Annotated in this window: 10 protein-coding genes; 9 read left to right on the top strand and 1 reads right to left on the bottom strand. The window is 60.8% G+C overall.

What is annotated here, in order from left to right; translation table 11 throughout:
- Nucleotides 1–9: 9 nt before the first annotated feature.
- From nuoN to ACSQ2Z_RS13865, 8 genes are all read left to right on the top strand, one after another.
- Nucleotides 10–1,452, top strand: a complete 1,443-nt coding sequence (nuoN, locus tag ACSQ2Z_RS13900) for an NADH-quinone oxidoreductase subunit NuoN (protein WP_436081727.1) — start codon at nt 10–12, stop codon at nt 1,450–1,452.
- Nucleotides 1,452–2,216 carry a biotin--[acetyl-CoA-carboxylase] ligase gene (locus ACSQ2Z_RS13895; RefSeq protein WP_436083077.1) on the top strand — a complete coding sequence of 255 codons (765 nt, stop codon included), beginning with the start codon at nt 1,452–1,454 and terminating at the stop codon, nt 2,214–2,216. The genes nuoN and ACSQ2Z_RS13895 overlap by 1 nt, the downstream gene beginning before the upstream one ends.
- A 19-nt stretch (nt 2,217–2,235) precedes the next feature.
- Entirely contained in the window at nt 2,236–3,903 is a 1,668-nt protein-coding gene (locus ACSQ2Z_RS13890) for a ribonuclease J (RefSeq protein WP_436081726.1), read from the top strand.
- A 33-nt stretch (nt 3,904–3,936) separates the two neighbouring features.
- The gene (gene mce / locus ACSQ2Z_RS13885) at nt 3,937–4,341 is read left to right on the top strand and encodes a methylmalonyl-CoA epimerase (protein WP_436081725.1); all 405 of its coding nucleotides are present in this window, start codon (nt 3,937–3,939) and stop codon (nt 4,339–4,341) included.
- 112 nt (nt 4,342–4,453) lie between these two features.
- Complete coding sequence (locus ACSQ2Z_RS13880; RefSeq protein ID WP_436081724.1) at nt 4,454–4,723, top strand: DUF1467 family protein; 270 nt, start codon at nt 4,454–4,456, stop codon at nt 4,721–4,723.
- 702 nt (nt 4,724–5,425) lie between these two features.
- On the top strand, nt 5,426–6,754 hold the full coding sequence (gene proS / locus ACSQ2Z_RS13875) for a proline--tRNA ligase (protein WP_436081723.1): 1,329 nt from the start codon (nt 5,426–5,428) through the stop codon (nt 6,752–6,754).
- A gap of 10 nt (nt 6,755–6,764) precedes the next feature.
- Complete coding sequence (locus tag ACSQ2Z_RS13870) at nt 6,765–8,075, top strand: lipoprotein-releasing ABC transporter permease subunit (protein ID WP_436081722.1); 1,311 nt, start codon at nt 6,765–6,767, stop codon at nt 8,073–8,075.
- An 18-nt stretch (nt 8,076–8,093) separates the two neighbouring features.
- Nucleotides 8,094–8,777: an ABC transporter ATP-binding protein gene (locus tag ACSQ2Z_RS13865; protein WP_113005663.1), complete on the top strand. Its 684-nt coding sequence runs from the start codon at nt 8,094–8,096 to the stop codon at nt 8,775–8,777.
- Between the two features lie 27 nt (nt 8,778–8,804).
- Here ACSQ2Z_RS13865 and ACSQ2Z_RS13860 read toward each other — a convergent pair whose 3' ends face one another.
- On the bottom strand, nt 8,805–9,386 hold the full coding sequence (locus tag ACSQ2Z_RS13860; protein WP_436081721.1) for a hypothetical protein: 582 nt from the start codon (nt 9,384–9,386) through the stop codon (nt 8,805–8,807).
- A 441-nt stretch (nt 9,387–9,827) separates the two neighbouring features.
- On the opposite strand from ACSQ2Z_RS13860, the gene dnaE reads away from it, so the two are divergent.
- Complete coding sequence (gene dnaE / locus ACSQ2Z_RS13855; protein WP_436081720.1) at nt 9,828–13,322, top strand: DNA polymerase III subunit alpha; 3,495 nt, start codon at nt 9,828–9,830, stop codon at nt 13,320–13,322.
- Nucleotides 13,323–13,337 lie beyond the last annotated feature (15 nt).

The following is a 13,337-nucleotide window of genomic DNA, read 5'->3' as shown; positions in this document are numbered from 1 at the left end:
GGGATTGAAATGACTGCTGAAACATTCCTCGCTAGCCTGCACCTGTCGACGCCGGAGCTGATCCTTGCGGCCGGCGCCATGATCCTGTTGATGATCGGTGTCTTCTCGGGCGAGAAATCGTTCGGACTGGTCACCGGCCTTGCGGTCGGCCTGCTTGCCGTTTCGGGGGCCTGGCTGATCTGGCAGACCGGCGACGGTCAGGCCTATGGCGGCGTGTTCCTCTCTGATCCGTTCGCCCGCTTCATGAAGGTGCTGACGCTGGCCGGTTCCCTGGTTACACTGGTCATGTCGGCGGGCGAGGCGCGCTCGGCCGGTATCGACCGCTTCGAGTTCCCGGTGCTGGTGGTGCTGGCGACGCTCGGCATGCTGCTGATGATTTCGGCCAACGACCTCATCTCCGTCTATCTCGCGCTCGAGCTGCAGTCGCTGTCGCTCTATGTCGTCGCTGCCATGCACCGCGACAATCTCCGCTCGACCGAAGCGGGCCTCAAATATTTCGTTCTCGGCGCCCTGTCATCGGGCATGCTGCTCTACGGCATGTCGCTGGTTTACGGATTCACCGGCCATACCGGCTTCGAAGCTATCGCGTCTGCTCTGTCGGCCGAAGGCCGTTCGCTCGGTCTGGTTTTCGGGCTCGTCTTCATTCTCGCCGGCGTCGCCTTCAAGATCTCGGCCGTTCCGTTCCACATGTGGACGCCGGATGTCTACGAAGGCGCGCCGACGCCGGTAACGGCGTTCTTCGCCGCGGCGCCAAAGGTTGCAGCGATGGCGATGCTCATCCGTCTGGTGATCACGCCATTCCAGCCGATCGTCGCCGATTGGCAGCAGATCGTCGTCTTCATCTCGATCGCCTCGATGCTGCTCGGCGCATTTGCGGCGATCGGCCAGAAGAACATCAAGCGACTGATGGCTTATTCCTCGATCGGCCATATGGGCTACGCGCTGGTCGGTCTTGCCAGCGGTTCCATGGCCGGTGTGCGCGGTGTGCTGATCTATATGCTGGTCTATATGGTCATGACGCTTGGCACCTTTGCCTGCATCCTGTCGATGCGCCGCAAGGATGGCGAGCACGTCGAAGGCGTCGATGACCTCGCCGGCCTGTCGCAAACCAATCCTCTCATGGCGACGGTATTGACGGTGATGATGTTCTCGCTGGCCGGCATTCCGCCGCTGGCAGGCTTCTTCGCCAAATATTTCGTGTTCATGGCGGCGATCGAGGCGCAACTTTATGCACTGGCGATCATCGGCGTTCTGGCTTCGGTCGTGGGTGCCTACTATTATCTGCGGGTCATCAAGCTGATGTGGTTCGATGATGCCAAGGGCGAGTTTGCGCGTCCCTCCGGCGTGCTGCGGCTCGTCTACGGTCTCTCAGGTCTGTTCGTGGCTGCCTATGTGCTGATCGGCGGACCGATCGGTACGGCGGCCGAAGTTGCTGCGCGGACCTTCTTTTGATCAGGAGGGACCGGATCGGCAGGATCTCGCTCGATGACTTCCGCCATACCGCGCTTGGCGATGTCGGATCGACGAACACCGAATGCCTGATCCGCGCCCGCGCGGGTGATCCGGGACTTCACTGGATCACCGCAACACGGCAGCTCGAAGGACGGGGGCGGCGTGGACGGGCCTGGGCTTCGGAACCGGGCAATCTCTATGCCTCGCTGCTTTTGATCGACCCGGCGCCGATGGACAAGCTTCATTCGCTTCCGCTCGCGGTCGCCGTCGCGGTGCATCGAGCGATCCAGGCGGTTATGCCGCCGGGATCCAACCCCATATCGATCAAATGGCCGAACGACATCCTGATTGCCGGCAAGAAGTGCTGCGGCATTCTGCTCGAAGGCGAGGGGTTGCCTGACGGCAGGCACGCGCTGGTCATCGGTTGCGGCATCAATGTCGCGCGGGCGCCCGATCATGGACTCTATCCCGTGACGAGCCTGCAGGCGGAAGGGGCAGCAGCTTCACCGGACGAATTGTTTGCCCATCTGTTTCGCAGCATGGGCGATGTATTGAATGTCTGGAATAGCGGGCAGGGCATAGCCGAGATCATTAGCCAATGGCGGTCCGCAGCGGGCGGTATAGGCCAGAAGATCACGGTCAACCTGCCGGATCGCTCGCTTTCCGGACGGTTCGAGGGCATAGATGAAGAAGGCCGGCTGATGCTCGATATGGGCGCAGGCGTGGTCCACCGCATCGCCGCGGGCGATGTATTTTTTGGATGAAACAAGGCGCAATCATTAAATGAGCAAACAAGACGAACTCGTCTTCCTGCCGCTGGGCGGAGTTGGGGAAATCGGCATGAACCTGGCCCTTTACGGCTATGGTGCGCCGTCCAGCCGCCAGTGGATCATGGTCGATTGCGGCGTGACCTTTCCGGGGCCGGACCTGCCGGGCGTTGACCTGGTGCTGCCTGACATCCGATTCCTGGCGGAGGAGCGCAAGAACCTCAAGGGCATCATCATCACGCATGCCCATGAAGATCACTACGGCGCGCTCGCCGATCTCTGGCCGGGCCTGAACGTGCCGGTCTATGCGTCGCCGTTTACGGACGGCATGCTTGACGCCAAACGCAATTTCGAACGAACGCGCACCGACGTACCGATCACGATCTTCAAGCAGGGCGACCGGATTAATGTCGGTCCCTTCGAGATCGAGGCGGTCGGCGTTAACCACTCAATCCCCGAGCCGACGTCGCTCGTCATCCGCACGCCGCTCGGCAATATTGTCCATACCGGCGACTGGAAGATCGATCATGCGCCTTCACTGGGTCCGTTGACAGACGAGGCGCGGTTCCGCGCGATCGGCGACGAGGGCGTGCTGGCGCTGATGTGCGACAGCACCAATGCGATGCGCGATGGCGTGTCGCCCCAGGAAGAGGAAGTTTCGGCGAGCCTCACCAAGATCATCGAGAACGCAACCGGTCGCGTTGCGATCACCACCTTCTCGTCCAATGTCGGCCGTATCCGCTCGATCGCCAAGGCATCCGCCGCCGCCGGTCGCGAAGTCCTTCTGCTCGGCAGTTCGATGAGGCGTGTCTGCGCCGTGGCCCGCGATGTCGGCCTGATGGAGGGGCTGAACCCGTTTATCGCCGAAGATGAGTTCGGCTATATCCCGCGCGACAAGGTCGTGGTGATCCTCACCGGCAGCCAGGGAGAATCCCGCGCAGCGCTCGCAAAGATCGCCCGCGACGAAATGCGTAACGTTGCCTTCACGGCCGGCGACACGGTGGTGTTTTCTTCCCGCGCCATTCCCGGCAACGAGAAGGCGATCAACGACATCAAGAATGGCCTCGTCGAGCAGGGCATCCATATCGTCACCGATACCGAAGCCCTCGTGCATGTTTCCGGCCATCCTCGCCGTCACGAGTTGCAGCAGATGTACGAATGGACACGGCCGCAGATCCTCGTGCCGGTTCATGGCGAGGCGGCTCATCTGACGGCACAGGCCGAACTCGGCCTGCAATCCGGCATCAAGACCGTTCCGCGGGTACGCAATGGAGATATCCTGCGGCTCGCGCCCGGTCCGGCAACGGTGATCGGCACGGCGCCTCATGGTCGTATCTACAAGGATGGCCGGCTGATCGGCGATTTCGACGAGATGGGCATCGGCGAGCGCCGCAAGCTTTCCTTTGCCGGCCATGTTTCGGTCAATGTCGTGCTTGACGAACGCTATGATTTCAACGCCGATCCAGATGTTGTCATCATCGGCCTGCCCGAATTCGACGACGAGGGCGAGGACATGAATGATACGCTCTATGATGCCGTGCTTGGCGCCGTCGAAAGCATCCCGCGCGGCAAGCGCAAGGATCTTGCCATGGTGCAGGAAGCGGTTCGACGGGCGGTTCGCGGCACGGCCAACGAGGTCTGGGGCAAAAAACCGGTCGTCACCGTGTTCATCAACAAGCTGTGAGAGCCGGAAAGTTCACGCGAAAGGCAAATTCACATGCTCGGACGTGTCAATCACATCGCTCTGGCCGTTCCCAACCTTGCCGAGGCGGCGGAAAAATACCGGTCGGTGCTGGGCGCCTCGGTTACCGCGCCGGATGCGCTGCCCGAACATGGCGTCAGCGTGGTTTTCGTGACGCTTGAAAACACCAAGGTGGAACTGCTGGAGCCGCTGGGCGAAGCCTCGCCGATCGCAGCCTTCCTTGCCAAGAACCCGGACGGCGGCATGCATCATATCTGCTACGAGGTCGATGACATCATCGCCGCCCGCGATAGTCTTGTCGCTGCGGGCGGGCGGATTCTCGGCGACGGCCAGCCGAAGATCGGGGCGCATGGAAAGCCGGTGCTCTTTCTTCATCCCAAGGATTTCTTCGGCACGCTGATCGAACTGGAAGAGGTGTGACAGAAGGGCGCGAGCCGGACGTTTGTCCGAGCGGCCGGAAAGCGGTATAACGCCAGCCGATAGACAATGCCAAAGGGAGCTCGTTCAGCATCCTTCGCAGTGAGAGACCACGATGCCGATCTTTTCCATCTTTGCGATCTACTTCATCATCTGGTGGCTGACGCTGTTCATCGTGCTGCCGATCGGTCTGCGCACCCAGGCTGAGGAGAATGAGGTCGTGCCCGGCAGCGTCGAGAGCGCGCCGGCGCGCTTCCGGGCGCTGCGTGTTTTTCTTCTGACCTCGGCGCTCGCTGGCGTTATCCACTTCGCGTGGTATATCCTCTCCGTGCGCCTTGGTTACGGTTTGGACGCAATTCCGCAATTCGCGCCGAAATTTTACTAAGATCAAATCGAACGTGTCGTTGTTGAGATATTCACTGTTGCGATAGCGACGGCTTACGGATGGTCGGGTCAATGCGGTCGAGGTGCCTTGCCACGGAATAGACACGATTGGAGCGGCGACGCTTTTGGCGGGGAATCAATTTTCTCAAAAGTCAAAAAAAAACAAGGCTAAAAGCCCTGTTTTTTAAAGTATCGCGTGATCCTTATCCGTTACCGGTGGCTGCGTGTGACCGCGCCTAAGATCTTATCCTCCCAAGACTTGACCGCGAAATCGACAAGAATTTAATCTCCCTGCCTCTTTTGTGAGCCGAAACTAGCTTAAACATTATGCGTTGTCATCTGATTTTTTTGCATTTTTGCTACAGTCGAGCAAAATTTTTCCGTTGACAATATCTGTCGGGTTGATGTTACTTCCGTGCCTTTTTGCCGCACCTCCTTGACCGCTTTTTCAGCGCCCGAAACGCCGGCTCCTCTCGCTATGACGCCAGCGAAGATGACGGGTTTTCTTCCTGTCGCGAAGCGTCTATGAACGCTTGGGCGCGGTGTATCCCTCTTACTGAATCGGCTGGTCGGAGCGTCGCGGTACATAATCAAACAGCAGTGACCGTTGCATGCTCGTTGAGCGTGAGGGGGCTGCAAGCTCAACGTTATTTCGCCCGAATCCAACGATAGTGCGAAGTGCTTCAAGTTCCGGAACCCGTTCATGCGCCTGTCCCGCTTTTTCATGCCCATTCTGAAGGAAAACCCGAAGGAAGCGGAGATCGTATCGCATCGCCTGATGCTGCGCGCCGGCATGGTTCGGCAGCAGTCGGCCGGCATCTATACCTGGCTGCCGCTGGGTAAACGGGTGCTGGACAAGGTCAACGCCATCATCCGTGAGGAGCAGAACCGGGCAGGCGCCGTCGAGCTTTTGATGCCGACGCTGCAATCGGCCGAACTCTGGCAGGAGAGCGGCCGCTACGACGCCTACGGCAAGGAAATGCTGCGCATCAAGGACCGTCAGGACCGGCCGATGCTCTACGGCCCGACCAACGAGGAGATGATCACCGATGTGTTCCGCTCCTATGTGAAGTCCTACAAGGACCTGCCGCTCAACCTCTACCATATCCAGCTGAAGTTCCGCGACGAGATCCGCCCGCGCTTCGGCACCATGCGCTCGCGCGAGTTCCTGATGAAGGACGCCTATTCCTTCGATCTCAATCGTGAAGGCGCGGTGGATTCCTATAACCGGATGTTTGCTGCCTATTTGCGCACCTTCTCGCGCCTGGGGCTTCGCGCCATTCCGATGCGTGCCGACACCGGCCCGATCGGCGGCGATCTCAGCCACGAATTCATTATCCTCGCCGACACCGGCGAATCGGAAGTGTTCTGCCACAAGGATTTCCTGGACTTCGACGTTCCGGCCGAAGACACCGATTTCTGGGACGCGGCTGCAATGAAGGCGATCTTCGACAAGTGGACGTCGCTCTATGCCGCCACCTCGGAGATGCACAACGAGGCCGCCTTCAACGCAATCGAGGAAGGCGCCAAGGTCTCCGCGCGCGGCATCGAGGTTGGCCACATCTTCTATTTCGGCACCAAGTACTCCGAAGCCATGGGCGCCAAGGTGCAAGGGCCGGACGGCAAGGAGCACACGGTGCATATGGGCTCCTACGGCATCGGTCCGACGCGGCTGGTGCCGGCGATCATCGAGGCATCGCATGACGAAAACGGCATCATCTGGCCGGCTTCGATTGCGCCTTTCGATGCTGTCGTGATCAACATGAAATCCGGCGACGCCGCTTGCGACGCTGCCTGCGAAACTATCTATGGCGCGCTCAACAAGGCCGGCCTTGATCCGCTCTATGACGACAAGGACGATCGCGCCGGCACCAAGTTTGCGACCGCCGACCTGATCGGTGTGCCGGTGCAGATCATTGCCGGTCCACGCTCCGTGGCAAACGGCGAGGTCGAGCTCAAGGATCGCAAGACTGGCGCCCGCGAGACGTTGACCATCGAGGCTGCGATCAACAAGCTGACTGCTTCGAAATAAGGGAGCCGGGATGAGCGCCACCACGCTAGAGCAGGACAAGGCAGCGGCCGCCGTTCAGCCGCCGTCGAGCCGTCCGTTTTCGACGTTCGAGCGCATGGTGGCCTGGCGCTATCTGCGCTCGCGGCGCAAGGAAGCGTTCATTTCGGTGATCGCCGGCTTTTCCTTCATCGGCATCATGCTCGGCGTGGCGACGCTGATCATCGTCATGGCGGTGATGAACGGCTTTCGCACCGAGCTCATCTCGCGCATTCTCGGCATCAACGGCCACATGATCGTCCAGCCGCTCGACGGGCCGCTCGACAATTATGCGGACCTGGCGGCGAAATTTTCCGGCGTCAAGGGCGTCACCATGGCGATCCCGATGATCGAGGGCCAGACGCTCGCCTCGGGGCCGGGCGGGGCGGGCACCGGTGCTCTGGTACGCGGTGTGCGCGCCGATGATCTCATCAAGATGAGATCCATCTCCGATCATATCAAGTCCGGCGACCTCGTCGGCTATACGGCCGGAACCGGTGTTGCCATCGGTTCACGCATGGCCGAACAGCTCGGCATCACCGCCGGTGGCACTATCACGCTGGTGGCGCCCGAGGGCGACGTGACGCCGATGGGCGTCAACCCGCGCGTCAAGTCCTATACCGTCTCGGCGATCTTCGAGATCGGCATGTCGGAATATGACGCCTCGATCATCTTCATGCCGCTTGAGGAGGCGCAGCTCTATTTCAACGCCGAAGGCATCGCCCAGTCGATCGAGCTCTTCGTCACCAATCCGGATCTGGTCGATGACCTGCGCCAGCCGATCGAAGATGCCGCCGGCCGCCAGGTGCTGATCAGCGACTGGCGCGACCGCAACAAGACGTTCTTTTCCGCCCTGCAGGTCGAGCGCAACGTCATGTTCATGATCCTCACTTTGATTGTGCTGGTGGCGGCGCTCAACATCGTCTCCGGCCTGATCATGCTGGTGAAGGACAAGGGCAGCGACATCGCCATCCTGCGCACCATGGGCGCGTCCTCCGGTTCGATCATGCGCATCTTCTTCATGACAGGCGCGGCGATCGGTATCGTCGGCACCTTCGCGGGCGTGCTCCTTGGCATCGTCGTCTGCCTCAACGTCGAATCCATCCGGCAGTTCTTTTCCTGGATTTCCGGCACGACGCTGTTCAATCCCGAGCTCTATTTCTTGAGCCAGCTCCCGGCCGACATGAACCCGGGCGAGACCATTTCAGTCGTCGTCATGGCGATCAGCCTATCCTTCCTTGCCACGATCTTTCCGGCCTGGCGCGCCTCGCGCCTCGATCCGGTTCAGGCTCTGCGCTACGAATAAATGAGGATTACAGACACGATGAATGCGCGCGTGGCATTGCAGCTTTCCGGCGTCGAGCGTCATTACACCCAGGGCGAGGGCGTTCTGTCGATCCTCAAGGGCGCCGACTTTTCCTTGCATGGGGGGCAGACGGTCGCGCTCGTGGCGCCGTCGGGCACCGGCAAGTCGACGCTTTTGCATCTGGCAGGGCTGCTCGAGCGGCCGGATGCCGGCGAGGTTTTGATCAACGGCCAGTCCTGCGGCACCCTCGGCGACGAGCAGCGCACGGCGATCCGCCGCAACGACATCGGCTTCGTCTACCAGTTCCACCATCTGCTGCCGGAATTCACGGCAATCGAAAATATCATGATGCCGCAGCTGATCGCCGGCCTCAACAAGGCTGAGGCGCGCGAACGGGCCGCAGCGCTGCTCGACTATATGCGTATCGGCCACCGCGCCGAGCATCGCCCCTCGGAACTTTCGGGCGGCGAGCAGCAGCGTGTTGCGATCGCCAGGGCCGTCGCCAATGCGCCGTTGGTGCTGCTGGCCGATGAACCGACCGGCAATCTCGATCCGGAAACGGCAGGCTATGTCTTCGAAGCGCTGGAAGCGCTGGTGCGTCAATCAGGGCTCGCGGCCATGATCGCCACGCACAATTATGAGCTCGCGTCGCGCATGGACCGCCGCGTCACCATCGAGGATGGCAAGGTCGTGGAACTTTAGCAGCGAACACGGCGCTATGAAGCAACCCTATTCGTTGCCACAGGCCGACTGGCCGCGATCGTCCGACCAATCTTTCAGCAGCACGATTTCGCCCTTGGTGGCGATCGGCTTGCCACTGCTCTTGCCCTTGCCCGTGAGCACGTTGAAATCGCATTCCGAGGTGTTGTCGAGATCGAGCGTGTCGTAAGACGAATAGGTGTATCCGGCGACCACGAAATCGAAATTCCGGTAGGCGACGGTCAGCTTCTGCTCCCAGCGGTTGCGGCCGATGGAGTCGTTATGTGACGTGATCAGGATCGAGCCGTTCGGCAAGGCAGCGATCAAGGGGGCTCGACCGGCCATGATATGGTCCCCCCAGACCTTGTTCGGCGCCACGGTTTTCAATTTCAACCGCGCGGTATCTCCGTCATCGAGGTAGATATAGACCGTGTGATCCTCCTCGCTGCCCTCAGGCGCTGAAACCAGCATTGCAAGATCCAAGCTGCCGTCCTTGTCCCAGTCGCCGGTGGCGGCGGAGACGATGCGCTCGGGATCGATCGCTTCGGCAGCCTGCGCCGCAGTTGCGGAAAGGCCAATAAACGCCGTCATGACGGCCAGTGACATCCTCATTTCTAAGCCCTTTGATTGTCATCGGCGTGAGACTAGTCGGCTCGCCTGCAGGCGTCCAGAGGTCCTCACTGTCGGAGGAAGCCCCGATTGAAACTGTTTACCATCTCGCGAATGCCGAGACGGAAGATCTGCTGTTGTTGCTTGACGAGTGAACATAAATAGAACAAGATAAGAACATAACGGAAAAAGGAGCCTTGCAATGACTGACTTTCTTCGGGACCTCGCTGCTTTCACCTCAATCGCCATGTTCGTGGCCAGCTTTTCGATTATCGTCATGGGGATGTGACGCGCGTTTTCTCATGATAGCGGTGGGTGCTTCATATGCCCGGCTGTGGACAAGCGGTAGGTCACATGAAAAAGCCGCTGCCTGGCGGATGAAATCTGGACACCGGCGGGCGGAAACGGGATATCCTCAGGCCCTCATGGGAATCGGGGTGCGCGATGGCGGATGCAGTAAACGACAAGCAGCAGGACGGTGAAGCATCTCCGCAGTTTGTGCATCTTCGCGTTCATTCGGCCTTTTCGCTGCTCGAAGGGGCTCTGCCGATCAAGAAGATCATTGGCAAGGCCGTGGCGGACGGGCAGCCCGCGATCGGTATTGCCGACACCAACAATCTGTTTGCAGCGCTTGAGTTTTCGCTGAAATGCGTGGATGACGGCCTGCAGCCGCTGATCGGCTGCCAGTTGTCGATTGATATGGAGGATGAGGCCGAGGGCGAGAAGCGCGGGCACGCGCAGCACCTGGCGAAACTTCCGGCGATCGTGCTGATCGCTGCGACGGATGCCGGTTATGTCCGTCTCGTCGATCTCGTCAGTCGCGCCTATCTTGGCGGCGAAGGCAACCAATCCGTCCGCATTGCCTTGTCCTGGCTGCAGGAGGTCGGAACGGAAGGCCTGATCGCGCTGACCGGCGCGTCGGGCGGACCGGTTGATATGGCCCTGAAGTCCGGTCATCCGGCTCAGGCTGAGACCCGGTTGAAAACGCTGGCCGCACTGTTCGGGAACCGTCTTTACGTCGAATTGCAGCGTCACGGCAAATATGATCGCCGTCACGAGGGGCGGATCATCGACCTCGCCTACAAGCTCGAGCTGCCGCTGGTCGCGACCAACGAGCCGTTCTTTCCGTCGCCGGCTGAGTTCGAGGCGCACGATGCGCTGATGGCCGTGGCGCACAATGCGATGGTGTCGGATGACAGCCGCTTCCGTCTGACGCCGGATCACTACCTGAAAAGCCGCAAGGACATGGCGGCGCTGTTTGCCGACCTGCCGGAGGCGTTGGAAAACACGATCGAGGTCGCCAGGCGCTGCGCGTTTGTGCTCAAGACCCGCGGACCGATCCTGCCGCGGTTCACCGGAGCCTCTGACGATCCGGCGGAAGCTGAACGCGCCGAGGCGCTCGAACTGCGCCGTCAGGCCGTCGCGGGCCTGGAAGACCGGCTGCAGAAGCTGGGCATATCGCCCGGCTACTCCGAGACGGACTATCGCGAGCGGCTAGACTTCGAACTCAGCGTCATCGAGAAGATGAAGTTCCCGGGCTACTTCCTGATCGTTGCCGACTTCATCAAATGGGCGAAGCTTCAGGATATCCCCGTCGGGCCGGGCCGCGGTTCAGGTGCGGGATCGCTGGTCGCCTATGCGCTCACCATCACCGACGTTGATCCCCTGCGGTTCTCGCTGCTGTTCGAACGCTTCCTCAATCCGGACCGCGTCTCGATGCCCGACTTCGACATCGATTTCTGCCAGGACCGCCGCGAAGAGGTGATCCGCTACGTCCAGCGCAAGTATGGCCGGGAGCAGGTAGCGCAGATTATTACCTTCGGATCGCTGCAGGCGCGCGCCGCCTTGCGCGACGTCGGCCGCGTGCTCGAAATGCCCTATGGCCAAGTCGACAAGATCTGCAAGCTGGTGCCGAACAATCCGGCCAATCCGACGCCCTTGTCGAAGGCGATCGAAGAGGAGCCGCGTTTCCAGGAGGAGGTCGACAAGGAGCCGGTGATCGGCCGGCTTCTGGATATTGCCCAGAAGATCGAGGGCCTCTACCGCCACGCCTCGACCCATGCCGCCGGCATCGTCATCGGAGACCGGCCGTTGTCGCAGCTCGTGCCGATGTACCGCGATCCGCGCTCGGACATGCCGGTCACCCAGTTCAACATGAAGTGGGTGGAGCAGGCGGGGCTGGTGAAGTTCGACTTCCTCGGGCTGAAGACGCTGACGGTGCTCAAGGTTGCCGTCGATTTCATCGCCAAGCGCGGCATCGAGGTCAAGCTCGAAGCGCTGCCGCTCGACGACCAGATAACCTACGAGATGCTGTCGAAGGGCGACACCGTCGGCGTGTTCCAGGTGGAAAGTGCCGGCATGCGCAAGGCACTGATCGGCATGCGGCCGGACTGCATCGAGGACATCATTGCGCTGGTGGCGCTGTATCGTCCGGGCCCGATGGAGAATATCCCAGTCTACAACGCCCGCAAGCATGGCGAGGAAGAGATCGAATCGATCCATCCGAAAATCGACTATCTGCTCAAGGAAACGCAGGGCGTTATCGTCTACCAGGAACAGGTGATGCAGATCGCCCAAGTCCTGTCCGGCTATTCGCTGGGCGAAGCCGACCTTCTGCGCCGCGCCATGGGCAAGAAGATCAAGGAGGAGATGGACAAGCAGCGTGCCCGCTTCGTCGACGGCGCCGTCGCCAATGGCGTCTCCAAGGCGCAGTCCGACATGATCTTCGATCTGCTCGCCAAATTCGCGAATTACGGCTTCAACAAGTCGCACGCGGCCGCCTATGCCATCGTTTCCTACCAGACGGCCTATCTGAAGGCGCATTATCCGGTCGAGTTCCTGGCGGCGTCGATGACGCTCGACATGTCGAACACCGACAAGATCAACGATTTCCGCCAGGATGCAGCCCGGCTCGGCATCGACGTTATTCCGCCGTCGGTGCAGACCTCCTTCAGGCGCTTCGAGACCGGTGACAACCGCATCTACTACTCGCTGGCCGCCATCAAGGGCGTCGGCGAGGCGGCTGTCGATCACATCGTCGAGGTGCGTGGAGACGAGCCCTTCGCCAATCTCGAGGACTTCTGCCTCCGGATCGATCCGAAGCTGCTGAACCGCCGCGTCTTCGAAAGCCTGATCTGCGCCGGCGCCTTTGATTGCTTCGGCCATGACCGGGCCGAACTCGTGGGCGGCCTCGACCGCGTCCTCGGTTTTGCGCAGATCGCCCAGGCCAACAAGGTCAGCGGCCAGAGCGACATGTTCGGGGCAGGGGCGGCCACCGGGCCGGAAAAGATCAGCCTGCCGGCCTACGCGCCATGGCTTGCTTCGGAGAAGCTGCATCGCGAATTCCAGGTGCTCGGCTTCTACCTCTCCGCCCATCCGCTCGACACCTACAACGACCTGCTCGCCAAGATCCGCGTCCAGACCTTCGCCGATTTCGCCGCTTCGGTAAAAAAGGGCGCGACTGCCGGCCGGCTTGCGGGCACGGTAACCTCGAAGCAGGAGCGGAAGACCCGCACCGGCAACAAGATGGGCATCATCGCCTTTTCCGATTCGACCGGCCAGTTCGAGGCGGTGCTGTTTTCGGAGGCGCTCAACCAGTATCGAGACCTGCTCGAACCCGGAAAATCGCTGGTGATGACCGTGCAGGCGGAAGAGCGTCCGGAGGGTATCGGCCTGCGCATCCAGACACTGCAATCTCTGGAGGAACGCTCGCTGCAGCTGCAGAAGGCGCTGAGGGTTTATGTTCGCGATTCCGGCCCCTTGCGCTCGGTCGCCACGCATCTGAACACCAAGGGTGACGGGCTCGTTTCCTTCATCGTCATCAAGGACAATGGTCAGCGCGAGATCGAGGTGGAGCTTAGCGAGAAATACCGCATCTCGGCCGAGATCGCCGCGGCGCTCCGAACAGCTCCCGGCGTGATCGACGTCGAACTGGTGTAGCAGAACGCCTCCCTG

Origin of the sequence: Pararhizobium sp. LjRoot235 (genome assembly GCF_964254145.1) — a bacterium.
Classification (GTDB): Bacteria; Pseudomonadota; Alphaproteobacteria; order Rhizobiales; family Rhizobiaceae; genus Pararhizobium.
This window is presented reverse-complemented; position numbering and strand designations above follow the sequence as displayed.

Excerpts from the sequence above, each read along its gene's own strand:
- proS (WP_436081723.1), top strand. The coding sequence starts at position 5,426 with ATGCGCCTGTCCCGCTTTTTCATGCCCATTCTGAAGGAAAACCCGAAG.
- ACSQ2Z_RS13860 (WP_436081721.1), bottom strand. The coding sequence starts at position 9,386 with ATGAGGATGTCACTGGCCGTCATGACGGCGTTTATTGGCCTTTCCGCA.
- ACSQ2Z_RS13865 (WP_113005663.1), top strand. The coding sequence starts at position 8,094 with ATGAATGCGCGCGTGGCATTGCAGCTTTCCGGCGTCGAGCGTCATTAC.
- nuoN (WP_436081727.1), top strand. The coding sequence starts at position 10 with ATGACTGCTGAAACATTCCTCGCTAGCCTGCACCTGTCGACGCCGGAG.
- mce (WP_436081725.1), top strand. The coding sequence starts at position 3,937 with ATGCTCGGACGTGTCAATCACATCGCTCTGGCCGTTCCCAACCTTGCC.
- ACSQ2Z_RS13870 (WP_436081722.1), top strand. The coding sequence starts at position 6,765 with ATGAGCGCCACCACGCTAGAGCAGGACAAGGCAGCGGCCGCCGTTCAG.
- ACSQ2Z_RS13890 (WP_436081726.1), top strand. The coding sequence starts at position 2,236 with ATGAGCAAACAAGACGAACTCGTCTTCCTGCCGCTGGGCGGAGTTGGG.
- dnaE (WP_436081720.1), top strand. The coding sequence starts at position 9,828 with ATGGCGGATGCAGTAAACGACAAGCAGCAGGACGGTGAAGCATCTCCG.
- ACSQ2Z_RS13880 (WP_436081724.1), top strand. The coding sequence starts at position 4,454 with ATGCCGATCTTTTCCATCTTTGCGATCTACTTCATCATCTGGTGGCTG.